Genomic DNA, 15125 nt, shown 5'->3' with positions numbered 1-15125 from the left:
AGCAAGCGCGCGGGGCGGTCAGTCCGTCGCTACAAGCAGCCCGGCGCTGGCCAGCGCAGTGGCGTAGCCCAGAACCCCGTGGGTTTCCTGAGCTTGCGCTGCCGTGACGGGTTGCATGTCCTGGCCAAATTTCGGCCGGCGGGCGTCCAGCACGCGGGCAACGCCATATTGCTTGATGAGGGACTCGGTCTGGGTGATCAGCGTGGTTTGCGCCAGCTGGGTCAATACCGTGTCGCCTTCCTTGTCGAGCAAAGGCGTCAGCTGGGCAAAAACCTTCTCGGCCCACTTGCCGCGCCAGCTTTCCCGGGCACTGTGTGTAACCCACTTGCTGACGCGGTGCGTCACGCGCGGTGCGCAGCCGACCACGATCCAGCGGGTGGGGTTGCGCTGTCCGCCGGCGGGCAGCATGGGTTGCAGCATCTGCATGGCATAAGCTGCATCGTCAATGTACACAATGATGTTGTCCATAAAGTTCTCCTTGAGTTGTCGTGGTTTTAGAGCTTGCTGGTTGCTAAACAAGAGGGGCATAAGCCCCCCGGGGATTGCTGGGTTTCAGTGAGGAATAAGGTTGGGGTTGGAAGATTTGGAGCGCCGGGTGGCTAGCCAGCCGCCGCCCAGAACACCTGCCACTGCGAGTGCGTAGGTTGCCCATTGCGCGGCGATTTGGATGTTCTCGGAGGGCGTGTTGCCTGGGCCGCCGTAGATCGGGTCCAGCAGTTGTTCGCTCACGATCATCTTGGCGGCGGTGAAGGCCAGGACGGCGGCGCCCAGGTTGATGATGATGGGAAAACGTTCCACCAGCTTGAGCACCATCGTGCTGCCGAACACCACAATGGGGATGCTCACCAGCAGGCCGATGACCACCAGGTCGAACGAGCCGTGCGCGGCACCGGCCACACCCAGGACGTTGTCAACGCCCATCAGGGCGTCGGCCACGACGATGGTCTTCATCGCGCCCCAGAAAGTGCTGGCCACGGGGCCATCGTGATCTTTGTCGCCCTGGTCGGCGAGCAGCTTGTAGGCGATCCACAGCAGCCCCAGGCCGCCGACGAGCATCAGGCCCGGAATCTTCAGCAGCCAGACCACGCCGACCGTCATCGCGGAGCGGACCACGATGGCGCCGACTGTCCCCCAGACAATGGCTTTTTTCTGCAAGGTGGGTGGCAGGTTGCGGGCGGCCAGCGCGATCACGATCGCGTTGTCGCCGGCCAGCACCAGGTCGATGAGGATGATCGCCAGCAGGGCGGACCACCAGGGGGCGGTAAATAGTTCCAAGTTCACACTCCATATCAAGTTTCGACGTGGAAATCCGTACGCGCGGATTTCCGGCTTCGTGAAACCGGAATAGGCCTGTGAGTGGTTCGGGTCTGTAATTTACGCCGCGAACGCCTCGATCAAACCTGTTCAGGTTTCAATCGAAGGTCTGGCTCGACATGCAGTGTCGCTGCATGACCAACAAGCCGGAAGTGTGAACTTCGGAATGACGACTTGTTGTTAGCGATTTTGCTGTGGTGTCTGTTTTCGTATATTGCAGCAAAACGAGGGAGTTACTCCCCTTCGTCTGCATATTTGACATGAAAAAAGGATTTTTTGCAAATCGGGAGCCTCGCCGGGGCGGGTTTGCCGTTCGTTGCGCCCGGCCCGTACGCCCCGCACCTCCGCCATATTAGGGATGACACCCGCATGCGCGAAGCTTAAGGTTCCTCAGTTCAAGACCCCGGCCACAAGCGAAGGAGTACTTTCCATGAGCAGGCAACTGATCATCTGCTGCGACGGCACCAACAACAACCTCACCGGCGGCGCCAGGGACACCAACGTCACCAAACTCTGCGACCTGCTGGCGCCCGACGCCAACAGCCAGTTGCTGTATTACGACCCGGGCGTGGGCAATCCGGGCGAACTGCCCGGCGCGTCGCTGACCGACAACCTGAGCCGCATCTTCGAGCGCCTGCATGGCCTGGCTTTTGGCAAGGGCGTGTATGAAAATATTGCCGAGGCTTATCTCTTCCTCATGCGGCACTACCAGCCCGGTGACCAGATTTTCCTCTTCGGGTTTTCGCGCGGCGCCTTCACCGCGCGCAGCATAGGCGGGCTGGTGACGCAATTCGGCCTGCTGCGGCCCGAAATGGAAGGCCTGGTGCCTACCCTGCTGCACGTCTATTTTTCCAACCGTGAACGCGGCGGCAAAAGATACACCGCCATCCGCGACCAGATCAGCCGGCTCTTTACGTCTGACCAGACGCGCGCCACGCCCGTCTGGTTTGTCGGCGTGTGGGACACGGTCTCGTCGGTCGGAGCACCTCTGCTCAGCCGCACCATCACAGCCTCACCGACCATTGTCGGCAAGCGCTTTCACCACGTGCGGCAGGCCCTGGCGCTGGACGAATACCGCCGCTCCTTCGAACCACGCCCCTATTACATCGACCCCACACACAACTACATCGCCACGGGCCAGAGCATTGCCCAGCAGTGGTTTGCGGGCGCTCACTGCGATGTGGGAGGTGGTTATGCGCGGTCCGAGGCGCGCCTGTCGCAGGAGGCTTTGCTCTGGATGTTGCAGGAGGGGGTGAACTGCCAGCTGCGCCTGCGCGCCGGCCTGCTGGACGCTGCGGGCCAGATCGACACACAGGCCGTGTTGGGCGCACTGGAGCCGCCATCCGGGATTCAGCCGCCGCAGCCCCAGGTCCATAGCGAAACCTGGTCAACAGCCTGGTGGGCCCTGGCCGGCCTGCAACAGCGCAATCCGCACGTTGTACTGGACGCGGGCGAGCCGCAGGAAGTCGTACCGGTGGAGCACCCCTCGGTGGCGGCCTTCGGCCTGTCGTTTCCCGCCGACACCGTCTGGGCCCGGCGCCGGCCGCTTGGCGGGCTGCTGGTGGCGCTGGCCCTGGCCGCGGCATTCTGGCTGCTCGCCGGCGGCCTGCTGCAAGGCACGATCGTGCCGGCCCGCATGACGCTGTGGGAGTGCCTGCTGGCGCTGGGCCAGGGGGTGGGCCAGGCCGGGCAGGCAGCAGCCGCCAACCTTGCGCTGGCCCGCTGGCAGCTGGAATGGGTGTTTTCCATGGCCTGGCCGCTGGCAACCCTGCCGCAGCCGCCAGGCCGCGTGGCGGGCGCTATCTGGGCCGATTTCGGCCTGATTGCGGCCTACGCTTTCCTGCTGGCTCGCGCCGTGACCTGGGCTTTTGCCCACATCGTGCGCCTGCGGCGCGCCAGCCACCGGCCACCCGCCTTGCTCAACCTGCTGGGGCTGGCCGCCACGCTGGCCGTGGGCGGCGATGTGCTGGAAAACCTGTTCACGCTGGCCTTGGTGTCGGCCTTCCCCTGGCCCCTGCTGGCCGGGGTGGAGCCCGTGCTGGGGCTGGCGATGACGGCGGCCGCGCTGGCCAAATGGGTGGGGCTGCTCGGGTGCGGGGCGCTGGTCGTGTGGGGCCTGGCCGCCAAAGCGCGCTAAACCTCCCGTTACCTTGTCGGTTTCCCCCAAAAACCGCGCCAAAAGAGCGTTTTTGCCGTCTGCCCGATAATGAACAGCCCGGCTTTACAGCTTCGCGTTCCCTGCTTAGGCGGGGGGCCAACCACCTCTTCGCTACCTGATCGTCCCCATGCCCGGCATCCATATCACCGACATCGAAGCCGCCATCAATTACTGGCGCGAGAAAAAGCCGTCGCCCGACGGCATCACGCTGGCGCCCGAGCTGCGCGCGCTGGCGGAGGTGTATGCGCTTCTGATTTTTTACCATGAGGACGAGGCCGACGAGAAGACCTTCCCGCCCAAGGCGCTGGCCGCCTGGCGCGCCTGGTACGACACCACGGCCGACACACCCTGCATCGCCATCTGCTCCACCAGCCAGGGCGACGCGCTGTGCAAGGGTTGCGGCCGCAGCTTTGACGAAGTGCAGCACTGGCCCGAAATGAGCCCGGGTGAAAAGCGTGCCACCTGGCGGCGCATCACACAGGAGGCCACGGCCTGGCGCTTCGGCCGTTATGCCGACCGGGCGCTGGAAAACAAAAGTCCGGCCCCTGCGGACGAGTCCAACTGAAATCGCAGCCCTTTTTGGCATTCAGCCCAATAAGGATGAACGCAGGCAGCTATCAATTTGGTAGCGCCATGTCAGGGCAAGGGCTACACTGAGTCATGATCAGGCTGACCCGCGCCCCCAATATCGCCATCGCCGCCCTGTGGGCCGACGCCCTGCAGCAGGCCGGCTTTGCAGCCAGTGTGCAGCGCTACTTTCTGGGCAGCGTGGCCGGAGAGCTCCCGCCCGACCAATGCCAGCCCGAAGTCTGGCTCACCCACAAAGAAGACGAACCCCAGGCCCGCGAGCTGCTGCACAGCCTGCAGAACATGCCACAGCGCCGCTGGCTGTGCAGCTGCGGTGAAGTGGTCGAGGGTGGTTTTGAGCAATGCTGGCAGTGCGGCGCCGCGATGCCAACAGCGCCTGGCGCAAGCGCCTAGACGCGTTTCGCGAGCTCTGCCGCCTTGCCGGTGTAGCTGCCCGGCGTCATTTTCAGCAGGCGCTCTTTCTCGGCTTCAGGAATTTCCAGCGAGCGGATCAGCGCATGCAGATCTTCGGCCTTCACGGTTTTGCCGCGCGTGACTTCCTTGAGCTTTTCATACGCGCCCTGCACGCCGTAGCGGCGCATCACGGTCTGGATCGGCTCGGCCAGCACTTCCCATGACGAATCGAGATCGCCGTCCAGCGCTTCACGGTTGAGCTCGAGCTTGTTCAGCCCGGTGCCCAGGGAGTTGTAGGCCAGCACGGCATAACCCAGCGCCACGCCCATGTTGCGCAGCACGGTCGAGTCGGTCAGGTCGCGCTGCCAGCGCGAGATCGGCAGTTTTTCGCTCAGGTGGCGCAGCAGCGCATTGGCCAGGCCCAGGTTGCCTTCGGCGTTTTCAAAGTCGATCGGGTTGACCTTGTGCGGCATGGTCGAAGAGCCGATCTCGCCTTCCTTCAGGCGCTGCTTGAAGTAACCCACGCTCACGTAGCCCCAGATATCGCGGGCCAGGTCGATCAGGATGGTGTTGGCACGCGCCACGGCGTCGAACAGCTCGGCCATGTAGTCGTGCGGCTCGATCTGGATGCTGTAGGGCTGGAAAGTCAGGCCCAGGCCCAGCGGCTCGGGTGTTTCGATCACATTGCGGCTGAAGGCTTCCCAATCGAAGTCGGGCCAGGCCGAAAGGTGGGCGTTGAAGTTGCCCACGGCGCCGTTCATCTTGCCCATCAGCTTGACGGCCGCAATCTTTTCGCGCGCGGCGGCCAGGCGCACCACCACGTTGGCCAGCTCCTTGCCGACGGTGGTCGGGCTGGCGGTCTGGCCGTGCGTGCGGCTGAGCATGGGCTGGTCGGCATACACGTGGGCCATGTCGCGCAGCTGGGTGATGACTTTGTCGAGTGCCGGCAGCACGACCAGATCGCGGCCGCTTTTGAGCTGCAGCGCGTGGCTGGTGTTGTTGATGTCTTCGCTGGTGCAGGCAAAGTGCACGAATTCGCTGGCGCCCTTGAGCTCCGGCCGGGCTTCGAATTTGGATTTGATCCAGTATTCGACGGCTTTGACGTCGTGGTTGGTGGTTTTTTCGATTTCCTTGATGGCCGCGGCGTCGGTTTCAGAGAAATTCTTGACCAGGCCCAGCAAATAAGTACGGGCGCCAGGGCTCAGCGGCTTGAATTCGGCGAATTTGGCGTCGGAAAGTGCGATAAACCACGCCACTTCCACCTGGACGCGGCGGTGCATATAGCCCTGCTCGGACATCAGGGGGCGCAAATGGCTGAGTTTGGCGGCGTAGCGGCCGTCCAGCGGGGACAGGGCGTTGATGGTGGAAAACGGGTTGGAAGAGCTCATCCTCCAATTGTAGGCCGGGGTAGGCCGGGCATCCCCCGGCCTCCTCCAAACGCAGGACGCCGTCCGGCGCCGGCAACTGTATTGTTTTGCGATGCCTTGATCCCCGTCAGTCAGGGGCCCGGGCTAAGTCGATAGAATGCACTTCCCTCGGACCACGATTCTTCCCACCACCATGAAACTCATCGGATCCGCCACCAGCCCCTACGTACGCAAAGTGCGCATCGTAATGGCCGAGAAAAAGCTCGACTTCCAGTTCATCCTGGAAGATGTCTGGGCGGCGAACACCACCATCACCGCGTCCAACCCGCTGGGCAAGGTGCCCTGCCTGGTCATGGAAGGCGGCGAAGCCGTGTTCGACTCCCGCGTGATCGTGGAGTACCTGGACACCCTGTCACCCGTCGGCAAGCTGATCCCGTCGCAAGGCCGCGAACGCGCCGAAGTCAAAACCTGGGAAGCCCTGGCCGACGGCCTGGTCGACGCCGCCATCCTGGCACGCCTGGAAGCCACCTGGGCCGGCCGCGGCGCCAAGCAGCGCAGCGACGCCTGGATCAGCCGCCAGATGGGCAAGATCGACGCCACCCTCAAAGCCATGAGCACCGGCCTGGGCGACAAGGCGTTTTGCAGCGGCATCCATTTCAGCCTCTCCGACATAGCCGTCGGCTGCGCGCTGGGCTATCTTGATTTGCGCTTCACCCAGATCAACTGGCGCGAGATGTACCCCAACCTGGCCAAGCTGCAGGACAAGCTGATGCAGCGACCCAGTTTTGCGGAAACGGTGCCGCCGGGTTGAGTTCCCGCGGTTAGAGCCCCGTGAGCTGGCTGGTCTTCCTGCTCCACTCGTTGGTTGTCGCCTTGGGCGTTGCGCTGCTGTGGGTGGCGTATCAGGTGGCGTTTCGCGCCCGGCTATCGTTGATTCGGGACAGGGGTAAGCCCATACCAGACGCCCATCTGATTGCCGGACGGTTTGCCGTCATGGCGGCATGTATGGGACTGGCAGTTCTGATATTTGCAGCCGCCATTTCACTTTTTCACATCCGCTTTGGCACATGGCAGTTCTATCTCGCCACTATGGCAGGCGTCGCCGGCATGTGGCGGAATATTCTTCTATGGCGCCACAACCGAAGGAGCGCTCTGACGGGGCGGCTTCCCTGAGCGCCCGCGTTCCAGAAGAAAACGCGAAGACATCCATGGCAACCGCCCGGCCCGAAGTGGAACATGCTCAGAAAACTCCTGCTCACGCCGGGCACCAAAACTTAACCACTACCATGCGCATGGCCAGAAGATTCGTGCGGCGGCCTGAGGCGGCCGCCTGGCGCGAGCCCCGGGGCGCTGAATGTTTTTCGTAAAACTGTTCGCGCTGCTGGCGTCGCCTTTTGCTCTGCTCTGGGCGCTCATTTACGCTTACCGCAAGCTCCGCATCTGGGCATTTCTTTTGCTCATCGGTGTTCTCGTATTCGCATCAGTCGCCGCGTACAAGAGTTATGAACGGCGCTTCTACCTGAACCATGTACCTGACGCATTGGGGGTGAGCAGCATTACCTATGAGCTGCAGGAGTCCTGGGGTTTCGGGCCGGGCGGCAATGAGGCGGGCATCCTGGTCTACCCTTTGTCTGGCGAGTTGTCGCGGCAGGTCGAGCAGGGCGGCGTGCAGTTTCTGCAAAACATGCCGCGCAATCAAAACCAGGAGACCCGCGGCTGGCAGGGCAACTACGAAACCTGGCTGGAAACCCCGGTTGCCAACCCGCAGTGGAAGCTGAACGCAAAAACCGGCCGCCTGGACGTCATGGATTACATCTGTGTCTACGGCTTTTGCATTGATGTCGCGCCGGACGTGGTGAAGGATGCGAACGAGATCGTCAACAGCGCAGGCAGCTACTACGCGCAGGGGCGTATCGGCATCATTGTTGTCAGCCCGAAAAAGAAGAAGATTCTGTACTTCTATAACGGCTGAAAGGCGGCGCGCCGGTGGGGCTTTGCGGTCATCACTGTTTCGCCCGTTTCTTCAGCCAGCGCATCAGCCCGCCCACCCAGGGCAGCTTTTCATACAGCTCCTCGGCTGCGTCCCAGTAGTCGCGGTGGTAGTCCACCAAACCGCCGGCGGTGAACTTCAGGTGTGAGCCGCCGCGTATGGTTTGCAGCGTGTCTTTGTCAAAAGTCTTGAAGCGGAACTCGAAGTTCCAGGTCAGAAAGCACTGGTCGCCGTCGACCAGCTTGCCGGTGACGGCAAAGCGCGGCTGCTCCAGGGCTTCGTACATGTGGCTGAAGATGGCGCGCAACTCCTCCAGCCCCCGCACTTCGTTGAAGGGGTCCTTGAACCAGGCGTTGGGCGTGTAGAACGCATCGAGCTGGGCCAGGCTTTGCGGGCTCAGCGTTTCGTAATAGGCGGCGACGCGCGCTGCGGCTTCGCGGGCGTTGGGTGAGCTGGAGGGATCGGTCTCGTTCATAAGGCCAGAGCTTACAGCCCGGTGAACTTGCGCACCGCCGCGAAGTAGGCCGGGTAAGGCAGCAGGCGCAGCGCTTTCATCCAGAGGGTGAAGCGTTTGGGAAAGTGAATATCGAATCGCCCGGCCTCCCAGCCCTGCAAGATGGCCGTAGCCGCCTGCGCCGGCGTGATCAGCGCCGGCATGGTGAAGTGGTTGCCGGCGGTCAGCGGAGTTTCCACAAAGCCCGGGCAGATCAGGCTGACGCCGATGTGGCTGTCTTTGAGGTCCATGTAGAGCGTCTCGGCCAGGTTGTTCAACGCCGCCTTGGTCGGCCCATAGGCCAGGCTTTGGGGCAGGCCGCCGTAGCCCGCTACGCTGCTGATCAGGCTGATGTGCCCGGCCTGGCGCGCCAGAAAGCCGGGCAACACGGCGTCCAGCACATGCAGGGCGCCGCGGTAGTTGATGTCGTCATGCCGCAGCATCTCTGCGAGCTTGTAGTCGCTGGCGCGCTGCGCCTGGTAGTAGCCTGCGCAATACAGCACCAGGTCCAGCGGGCCGGTGGCCTGCACCTGCTGTGCAGCCGCCGTCACCGCCGCATGATCCGTCACGTCCAGTGGCAGGCTGGTGGCGCCGGGGTGTACTGCTGTGAAGGCGTCCAGCGCCGCCGCATTGCGTGCCGACACGAACACGCGCGCGCCTCGTGCATGCAAAGCCTTGGCGGTGGCCAGGCCAATGCCGCTGGATGCGCCAACCAGCCAGATGGTCTTGTCGCGCCATTGGGAAATAGGGGGATTCAGGGGCATGGTGTGTCCATTTGCGGTTTTTGAGGGAGCCTGGCCGGCAGTCAGCGTTTGACGAACGAGAGCGTCACCTCACCCAGCCCGAAACCGAACTTGCTCATCTTTGCCTTGTTCAGCATGACCTTGTCGTTCATCAAATACATCCAGTCATCGAACTGCACTTCAAGCACTTTCCCGTCGACCGGTAACTTCAATGTGTAGCCCCAGCGAAACGCGTTGCCTTTTTCTTCACCCACCGCTTCACCTGCGACGTCTGCTGCGGTGCCTGTGTAACGGCCGCCTTCGCTGCGTTTAAGCGTCCAGACGCGGCGCTCCTTGCTGCCGTCGGAATAGGTGAACGCTTCGTCGAGCACGCCGGTTTCCGCGTCCGCAGGGCCTTGCCAGCTGCAGGTCATCACCACGGTGAAGCGTTTGATGACCTTGCCCGAGCGGTCGGTGAATATGCCGTACGCATCGACCGTGCCGTTGAAGTATTGGCGAAGGTCCAGCACCGGTTGTTCGGCCGCGTAGTCGCTGACCTGCGGGCTGCTGCAGGCCGCCAACGCGGCGCAGAGCAGCAGGGCCGAGCCGATGGCGGCCAGACTATGTGAGATGCGGTTCATGGCGAGGCCCTTTCAGGCAGGGGTGGCACGGACATAGGGAGAACAAAAAAGTACAGGCCCGCCGCCGCCGCAAGCTTGAGCAGGCAGGGCAGCACGCAGTAGGCGATCACCAGCGCGTCCAGCGCACCCGCATCACGCACGCCGGGCGCGTAGCCGAACAGGCCCAGCAGCGGCAAGGCCAGCCCGGCTGCCAGTGCGAGGTTGAGCTTGGTCGCAAAATTCCACCAGCCGAAGTACGCGCCTTCAGACTGGCCCGATTGCCCGTTGGCCTGCACCACACCGGCCAGCAGCGCGCCGGGCAGCGCCAGGTCGGTGCCCAGCGCCAGGCCAGAGAGCGCGCACACCACGGTGAACGCGGCCACCTGGCCCGCGCCCAGCTGCGTGGCCCAGCCAAACACGGCAATCGCCAGCAGCATGCCTGCCAGCCAGGTGCGCGCCAGGCCCAGGCGCTTGACGATGGACAGCCACAGCGGCATGGACAGCGCTGCGGCCAGGAAATAGCTGCCCAGAAAAAGCGGCTCCATCTGCCGCGGCGCCTGCAGGCGGTCCTGGATGAAAAACAGCACCAGCGTGGCGGGCACGGCACTGGCAATGCCGTTGAGCATGAACACCGCCAGCAGGCGGCGAAAGGCGGCTGACTTGAAGGGCAGCCAGATCGCTGAAGGCGTGGCGGCCTCTGCATGCGCGCGCGCCACCGGCCGCACCGCGCGCGACCAGGCCAACCAGCCGGCAGCGAGCGCGGCAAAAAAGACAGCAGTGGTCACCGGCAAGCCCAGCAAGGCGGGCGTGACCGAAGCCAGCACCACGCCGGCCAGGCCCAGTCCTTCTCGCCAGGCCACGATGCGGCTGCGTTCGGCCTCATTGCCGCCCAGCATGGCGCCCCAGGACTGGTGCGAAATGCTGAGCGTGCTGTAGGCCGCGTAGGTCAGCACCAGCATCACCGCCGCCCACGTAGCCAGTGCCGCGGGCCCCGTCACCGGTGGAAAAAACAGCAAGGCAAAACCAAGCGCCAGCAGCAGCGCCGCACCCGCGCCCAGCGCCAGCACTGCGCGGGCCGAGCGCGCAAACAGCCGGTCGCTCAGCCGGCCCAGCAAGGGGTCGATGAAGGCATCAAACAGGCGCGCGCCCAGCAAGATGGCGCCCAGCGTGGCCAGCGGCACGCCGAATTCACGGGCGTAGTGGTTGGGCAAGATGACATAAAGCGGCAGTGCCACGAAGGCCAGCGGCAGGCCCAGCAAGCCATACGCCAGGCCGTTGCGCGCACCGAAGGCGCCGGCGCTTGCGGAGGTGCGGGGCTGTGTCACCCGCCGGCTCCTGTGAGCAGCACGTCGCGCAGTTTCGGTTCAGAGGTTTTGGGCGACAGCCAGATGCCGAAAAACAGTTTGGCAAATTCCGCGTCGCGGATTTCGCCGTTGGCCTTGCCGTTCACCCAGAAGGCCGCGCCCACGCCGGGGCGGTGCACGCCCATGATGCGGTCGCCTTTTTTCACATCGGGGATCACGCGCAGCATCTCGGCCTTCCACAGGGCCGCCTGGGCGTCGCTGATGGCCACGCTGCGGCGCATTTCCTGCATGGACCGGTCAGCCACGTCGACGGCGTCAAAGGCGCGCAGGTAGGCCAGCTCCAGCGCCAGCGGCTGGCTGGCATAGCTGCTGGCGCCAAAACCTGCGGGTGCCCAGAGGCGTGCGTCATAAACCTGAAAGCCCCACACCGTGAGGCGGCCTTTGCCCATGAGGCGGCCTTGGGGCAGCGCTTCTTTCAGTTCGGGCCGGTAGTCGGCCGGATCCGCATCGGTGGAGCTAGAGCTAGGAGTTGCGGCAGGCGTGTTGCCACCCGGCGCGGGCGACTGCGCCAGCGCCGCACCCGTGCAGAGCGCCAGCAGCAAGCCGGCTGACGTGGCCGCGCGGGCCAGGCGCCTCAGCGCTTGCGCAGCGTGAACTGCACCACGCTGGTGTTGGCCTCCGCGAAAGCGGCCTCGCAGTAGCACAGGTAGAACTCCCATATGCGTATAAACCTTTTGTCAAAACCCAGCTGCAGAACGCGAGACTCCTGCGCCATGAAGTCGTCGCGCCAGAGCTTGAGTGTGCGCGCGTAGTCCTGGCCGAAAGCAAACTCGTCCACCACGTCGAAACCGGCCGCTTCGGCCTGCGCGCGAAACTCTCGCGGGCAAGGCAGGCAGCCGCCCGGAAAGATGTACTGCTGGATGAAGTCGGTGGAGGCGATATAGCGCTCCCACAATTCATCAGCCATCACGATGCTCTGGATGCAGGCATGGCCGCCGGGCTTGAGCAGGCGGTGAACGGTGCGGAAATATTCCGGCCAGTATTCGCGGCCCACGGCTTCCACCATCTCGATGGAGCAGATGGCGTCGAAAGGTGCGTCAGGCGTGGTTTTGCCGATGTCTCGGTAGTCCTGCAGGCGCAGGTCCGCTTGCGACGCGGTGCCCAGGCGCGCCAGTCGCTGCCGGGCCCAGGCCAGCTGCTCGGTGCTCAAGGTGACGCCCACGAGGGATGCGTTGAACCCGGCCGTCGCCATCTCGGCCAGTGCGCCCCAGCCGCAGCCGATCTCCAGCACGCGGTCACCGGGCTTGACGCGCGCCATGCTGAGTGCCCGGCGAACCTTGGCGTGCTGGGCGTCTTTCATCGTGGTGTCGGGGGTGGCAAAAATGGCCGATGAATAGTTCATCGTGCCGTCCAGCCACAACTCGTAAAACGCATTGCCCAGGTCGTAGTGGGCGTGGATGTTTTTCTGGCTGTTGGTTTTGGTATTGCGGTTGAGCAGGTGCTTGATGCGGTAGGCCAGGCGGCCCAGCCAGCTGCCGTAGATCGCGTCTTCCACTTCCTTGCGGTTGAGGATAAAGACCTGCAGCAGCTCGGTGAGGTGCGGCGTGGTCCAGTCGCCGGCGATATAACTTTCGGCAAAGCCGATGTCGCCAGAGCGCAGGGCCGCGCTGCAGGGGTTCCAGTTGTGCAGGTGCAGGCTGGCCGTGGGAGCGCTGCCCGAGCCAAAGCGCTGTAGCGAGCCGTCGGGCAGGCGCACGGTGAGCGTGCCGTGCTTCAGGCGCAGCAGCATCTTCAGGGCGGTGCGGGCGGCACTGGGCGCATCGCCAGGCATGGCGAAGGTTTGCGCGGCGGAGGAAGTATTGAGTGTGTTCATCGCGTCACAAAGGTTTCAGGGGGTTTGGGTTTGCGGACAAAGGGCACGCGCTTGAGCCACAGCCTCAAGGCCTGCCAGTGAATGCGCGCGATGACAGCGAGCGTCATCGCGGGATGGCCCCACAGCGCCTTGCGCAGGCTGGCGGCGGTGACGGGCTCCAGCGTGCCGCTCACGCTGGTCTCCAGCAGCGGGCCGGCCCCGTCGTCGTAGTCGATGCGGGCAATGGTTTTTTTCAGGCCGTCGTTGTCGATGTGCAGAAAGCGAAAGCGGTAGCCGCCTTCGAGGGTGCAAAACGGCGAGACGTGAAACACCTTGTCAGCCTTGAGCTCCTGTCCGTACTGCGGCGAATCGAGCAGGTAGCAGTGGCGTTCGCCAAAGGTGTTGTTGACCTCGACCACGATGGCGCGCAGGGCGCCATCGGCCCGGTGGCAGTACCAGAAGCTCACCGGCTTGAAGGCATACCCCAGCACGCGCGGGTAAGCGTGCAGCCAGACCTCGCCGGTTGCGTCTTCCACGCCTTCGCGCAGCAGCATGGCGTCCAGCCAGGCCAGGGCGTCATTGCCGCCGTCGCCGTGGTCCGCGTCAAAAAAGCTGATGGCGGCCCGGCGGTTGTGCGCCAGCGCGCCGCTGCCGTGCTGCTTCAGGCTGCGCATCGGCAGCATGAGAAAGCAGGTCGGGTATTCAAAAGCGTTGCGCGCAGGGCGCAGCCGCGTGTGGCGAACCTGGCCGAAGCCGATCATGGCCTGCGTTGCATCCGTATTCATACAGCCTCCCCGGCGCCCTGCAGCAGCAGGTTTGCGGCCTGCAGGCCCGACTTCAGGCCGTCTTCGTGAAAGCCGTAGCCCGTCCAGGCGCCGCAGAAATAGGTGTGGCGCTGGCCCTGCAGGGCAGGCACATCCCGCTGCGCGCGGATTGCCGCCAGGTCAAACACCGGATGCGCGTAGTCGAATTCACCCATGATGTGGGTACGGACTATCTCCCGCACCGGATTCAGCGACACCAGCACAGGCTGCGAATACGGCAGGGGCTGAAGCATGTTCAGCAGGTAGTGCAGGCAGACGCGGGGGGATTCCTGGCCGTGGCCTGGGGGGTTTTGGGGGGCACGTTCGTAGTTCCAGGCGGCCCAGGCCAGCTTTTGGCTGGGCAGCACCGAGGCATCGGTGTGCAGCACGGCGTGGTTGGGCTGGTAGCGAATGGCTCCCAGTACGCTGCGTTCGGCATCGCTCGGCTCGCCCAGCAGGGCCAGCGATTCGTCGGAATGGGCGGCCAGCACGACCTTGTCAAAGCGCTCGGTGCCGCTGTCGGTGACGATTTGCACGCCGGTTGCGTCGCGTTCGATGCGGCGCACGGGGGTGTTCAGCCGCTTGTCGGCAATCCGGGCGATGATTTTTTCAACGTAGTGCCGGGCGCCGCCCTGCACGGTCCACCACTGGGGCCGGTCGGTGATCTGGAGCAGGCCGTGGTTGTGGCAAAACCGGATCATGGTGGCCACCGGGAAGCGCAGCATCTGGTCGGTCGGGCAGGACCAGATGCAGCCCATCATGGGCAGGAAATACCAGTCACGGAACTCGGCCGAGAATTTCTGGGCCTGCAGAAAATCGCCCAGCGGCTGCGCCATGGCGGCATCGGCGCCTGATTCAGCCAGCCGGGTGGTGATGCGGTTAAAGCGCACGATGTCGGCCAGCATGCGCAGGAATTTCCAGCGGGCCAGGTTGCCGCGCTGGGCAAAAACGCTGTTCAGGCTGGAGCCGCTCCATTCCAGGCTCGTTCCGTTGTGGCCCGCGCCGGGCACTTTGACGGAGAACGACATGTCCGAATGTGCGGTTTCCACGCCTAGCCCGGCAAAGAGCTTGATCAGCTGCGGGTAGGTGCGTTCGTTGAACACCAGGAAGCCGGTGTCCACGCCGTGCGTGACCGGCCCGCTGGGGGTGGGCAGGGTGATATCTACCGTGTGGGTGTGGCCGCCGAAATAGCTGCCCGCTTCAAACAGGGTGACATGGGCCAGGCCGTGCAGGCTGTGGGCCGCGGCGAGCCCGGAGATGCCGGAGCCGATGACCGCCACACGCAAGGGCGCGCCGCTCATTGGCGGGGCCCTGCCGGCTGGAATATAAAAATGCTGCGAAGCGCCCCGGCGCGAACGAGGGAGGGAGGGAGGAGGAGGAGCGCCCCGGGATTGCAGCTGAACCGGATCGGCTCAGAAGGCTTCGCAACAATGAAACTGTTTTCTTGCCCGCGCAGCCTGTGTAAGCAGATTGCGCTTGCAGAAGTATGAGAGCACAACTGCGGGGTAGTTCCCTGAAATA

The 15125-nt window shown here is 64.0% G+C and carries 17 protein-coding genes; 6 read left to right on the top strand and 11 right to left on the bottom strand.

The annotated features are described in order from the left end of the window. Positions 1-18: 18 nt before the first annotated feature. Together BM408_RS20975 and BM408_RS20970 are read right to left on the bottom strand one after the other, a co-directional pair. Positions 19-468: a hypothetical protein gene (locus tag BM408_RS20975; RefSeq protein WP_092132485.1), complete on the bottom strand. Its 450-nt coding sequence runs from the start codon at positions 466-468 to the stop codon at positions 19-21. Positions 469-552: 84 nt separating this feature from the next. Continuing rightward, the gene (locus tag BM408_RS20970) at positions 553-1275 is read right to left on the bottom strand and encodes a TerC family protein (protein WP_092132483.1); all 723 of its coding nucleotides are present in this window, start codon (positions 1273-1275) and stop codon (positions 553-555) included. A 469-nt stretch (positions 1276-1744) separates the two neighbouring features. Between BM408_RS20970 and BM408_RS20965 the strand changes: the two genes are divergently transcribed. From BM408_RS20965 to BM408_RS20955, 3 genes are all read left to right on the top strand, one after another. Continuing rightward, positions 1745-3451 carry a T6SS phospholipase effector Tle1-like catalytic domain-containing protein gene (locus BM408_RS20965; RefSeq protein ID WP_092132481.1) on the top strand — a complete coding sequence of 569 codons (1707 nt, stop codon included), beginning with the start codon at positions 1745-1747 and terminating at the stop codon, positions 3449-3451. A 148-nt stretch (positions 3452-3599) separates the two neighbouring features. Continuing rightward, positions 3600-4037 carry a DUF3717 domain-containing protein gene (locus BM408_RS20960; RefSeq protein WP_092132480.1) on the top strand — a complete coding sequence of 146 codons (438 nt, stop codon included), beginning with the start codon at positions 3600-3602 and terminating at the stop codon, positions 4035-4037. 95 nt (positions 4038-4132) lie between these two features. After that, positions 4133-4453: a hypothetical protein gene (locus BM408_RS20955; RefSeq protein WP_092132478.1), complete on the top strand. Its 321-nt coding sequence runs from the start codon at positions 4133-4135 to the stop codon at positions 4451-4453. Here BM408_RS20955 and purB read toward each other — a convergent pair. Further along, complete coding sequence (purB, locus tag BM408_RS20950) at positions 4450-5841, bottom strand: adenylosuccinate lyase (protein ID WP_092132476.1); 1392 nt, start codon at positions 5839-5841, stop codon at positions 4450-4452. The genes BM408_RS20955 and purB overlap by 4 nt on opposite strands. A gap of 172 nt (positions 5842-6013) precedes the next feature. Here purB and BM408_RS20945 point away from each other — a divergent pair, with 172 nt between their 5' ends. From BM408_RS20945 to BM408_RS20935, 3 genes are all read left to right on the top strand, one after another. Next, positions 6014-6631 (top strand): glutathione S-transferase N-terminal domain-containing protein, encoded by a 618-nt coding sequence (locus BM408_RS20945; protein WP_092132475.1) that lies wholly within the window; start codon positions 6014-6016, stop codon positions 6629-6631. A 20-nt stretch (positions 6632-6651) separates the two neighbouring features. Continuing rightward, positions 6652-6993, top strand: coding sequence for a hypothetical protein (locus BM408_RS20940; protein ID WP_092132473.1), 342 nt, complete (start codon positions 6652-6654; stop codon positions 6991-6993). A gap of 181 nt (positions 6994-7174) precedes the next feature. Beyond that, a complete protein-coding gene (locus BM408_RS20935; protein ID WP_092132472.1) occupies positions 7175-7792 on the top strand; it encodes a hypothetical protein in 618 nt (205 codons plus the stop codon). Between the two features lie 31 nt (positions 7793-7823). On the opposite strand, the gene BM408_RS20930 is transcribed toward BM408_RS20935, so the two are convergent. From BM408_RS20930 to BM408_RS20895, 8 genes are read right to left on the bottom strand one after another with little or no spacing between them, the layout of a single operon-like run. Beyond that, positions 7824-8285, bottom strand: a complete 462-nt coding sequence (locus BM408_RS20930; protein ID WP_092132470.1) for a nuclear transport factor 2 family protein — start codon at positions 8283-8285, stop codon at positions 7824-7826. Between the two features lie 11 nt (positions 8286-8296). After that, a complete protein-coding gene (locus tag BM408_RS20925; RefSeq protein WP_092132469.1) occupies positions 8297-9067 on the bottom strand; it encodes an SDR family NAD(P)-dependent oxidoreductase in 771 nt (256 codons plus the stop codon). A 41-nt stretch (positions 9068-9108) separates the two neighbouring features. After that, entirely contained in the window at positions 9109-9666 is a 558-nt protein-coding gene (locus BM408_RS20920; RefSeq protein WP_092132467.1) for a DUF3833 domain-containing protein, read from the bottom strand. After that, positions 9663-10970, bottom strand: a complete 1308-nt coding sequence (locus BM408_RS20915; RefSeq protein ID WP_092132466.1) for an MFS transporter — start codon at positions 10968-10970, stop codon at positions 9663-9665. The genes BM408_RS20920 and BM408_RS20915 overlap by 4 nt, the downstream gene beginning before the upstream one ends. After that, positions 10967-11551 carry a chalcone isomerase family protein gene (locus BM408_RS20910; RefSeq protein ID WP_254774901.1) on the bottom strand — a complete coding sequence of 195 codons (585 nt, stop codon included), beginning with the start codon at positions 11549-11551 and terminating at the stop codon, positions 10967-10969. Before BM408_RS20910 ends, BM408_RS20915 begins: the two co-directional genes overlap by 4 nt. A gap of 32 nt (positions 11552-11583) precedes the next feature. Next, on the bottom strand, positions 11584-12822 hold the full coding sequence (locus tag BM408_RS20905) for an SAM-dependent methyltransferase (protein ID WP_092132464.1): 1239 nt from the start codon (positions 12820-12822) through the stop codon (positions 11584-11586). Then, positions 12819-13586, bottom strand: a complete 768-nt coding sequence (locus BM408_RS20900) for a DUF1365 domain-containing protein (protein ID WP_092132463.1) — start codon at positions 13584-13586, stop codon at positions 12819-12821. The genes BM408_RS20905 and BM408_RS20900 overlap by 4 nt, the downstream gene beginning before the upstream one ends. Further along, positions 13583-14905 (bottom strand): NAD(P)/FAD-dependent oxidoreductase, encoded by a 1323-nt coding sequence (locus BM408_RS20895; protein ID WP_371327038.1) that lies wholly within the window; start codon positions 14903-14905, stop codon positions 13583-13585. Before BM408_RS20895 ends, BM408_RS20900 begins: the two co-directional genes overlap by 4 nt. Positions 14906-15125: the final 220 nt, after the last annotated feature.

Origin of the sequence: Polaromonas sp. YR568, assembly GCF_900116715.1 — a bacterium.
Lineage (GTDB): Bacteria > Pseudomonadota > Gammaproteobacteria > Burkholderiales > Burkholderiaceae_C > Polaromonas.
The sequence above is the reverse complement of the archived record's forward strand: the minus strand, read 5'-3'. Positions and strand labels throughout refer to the sequence as shown.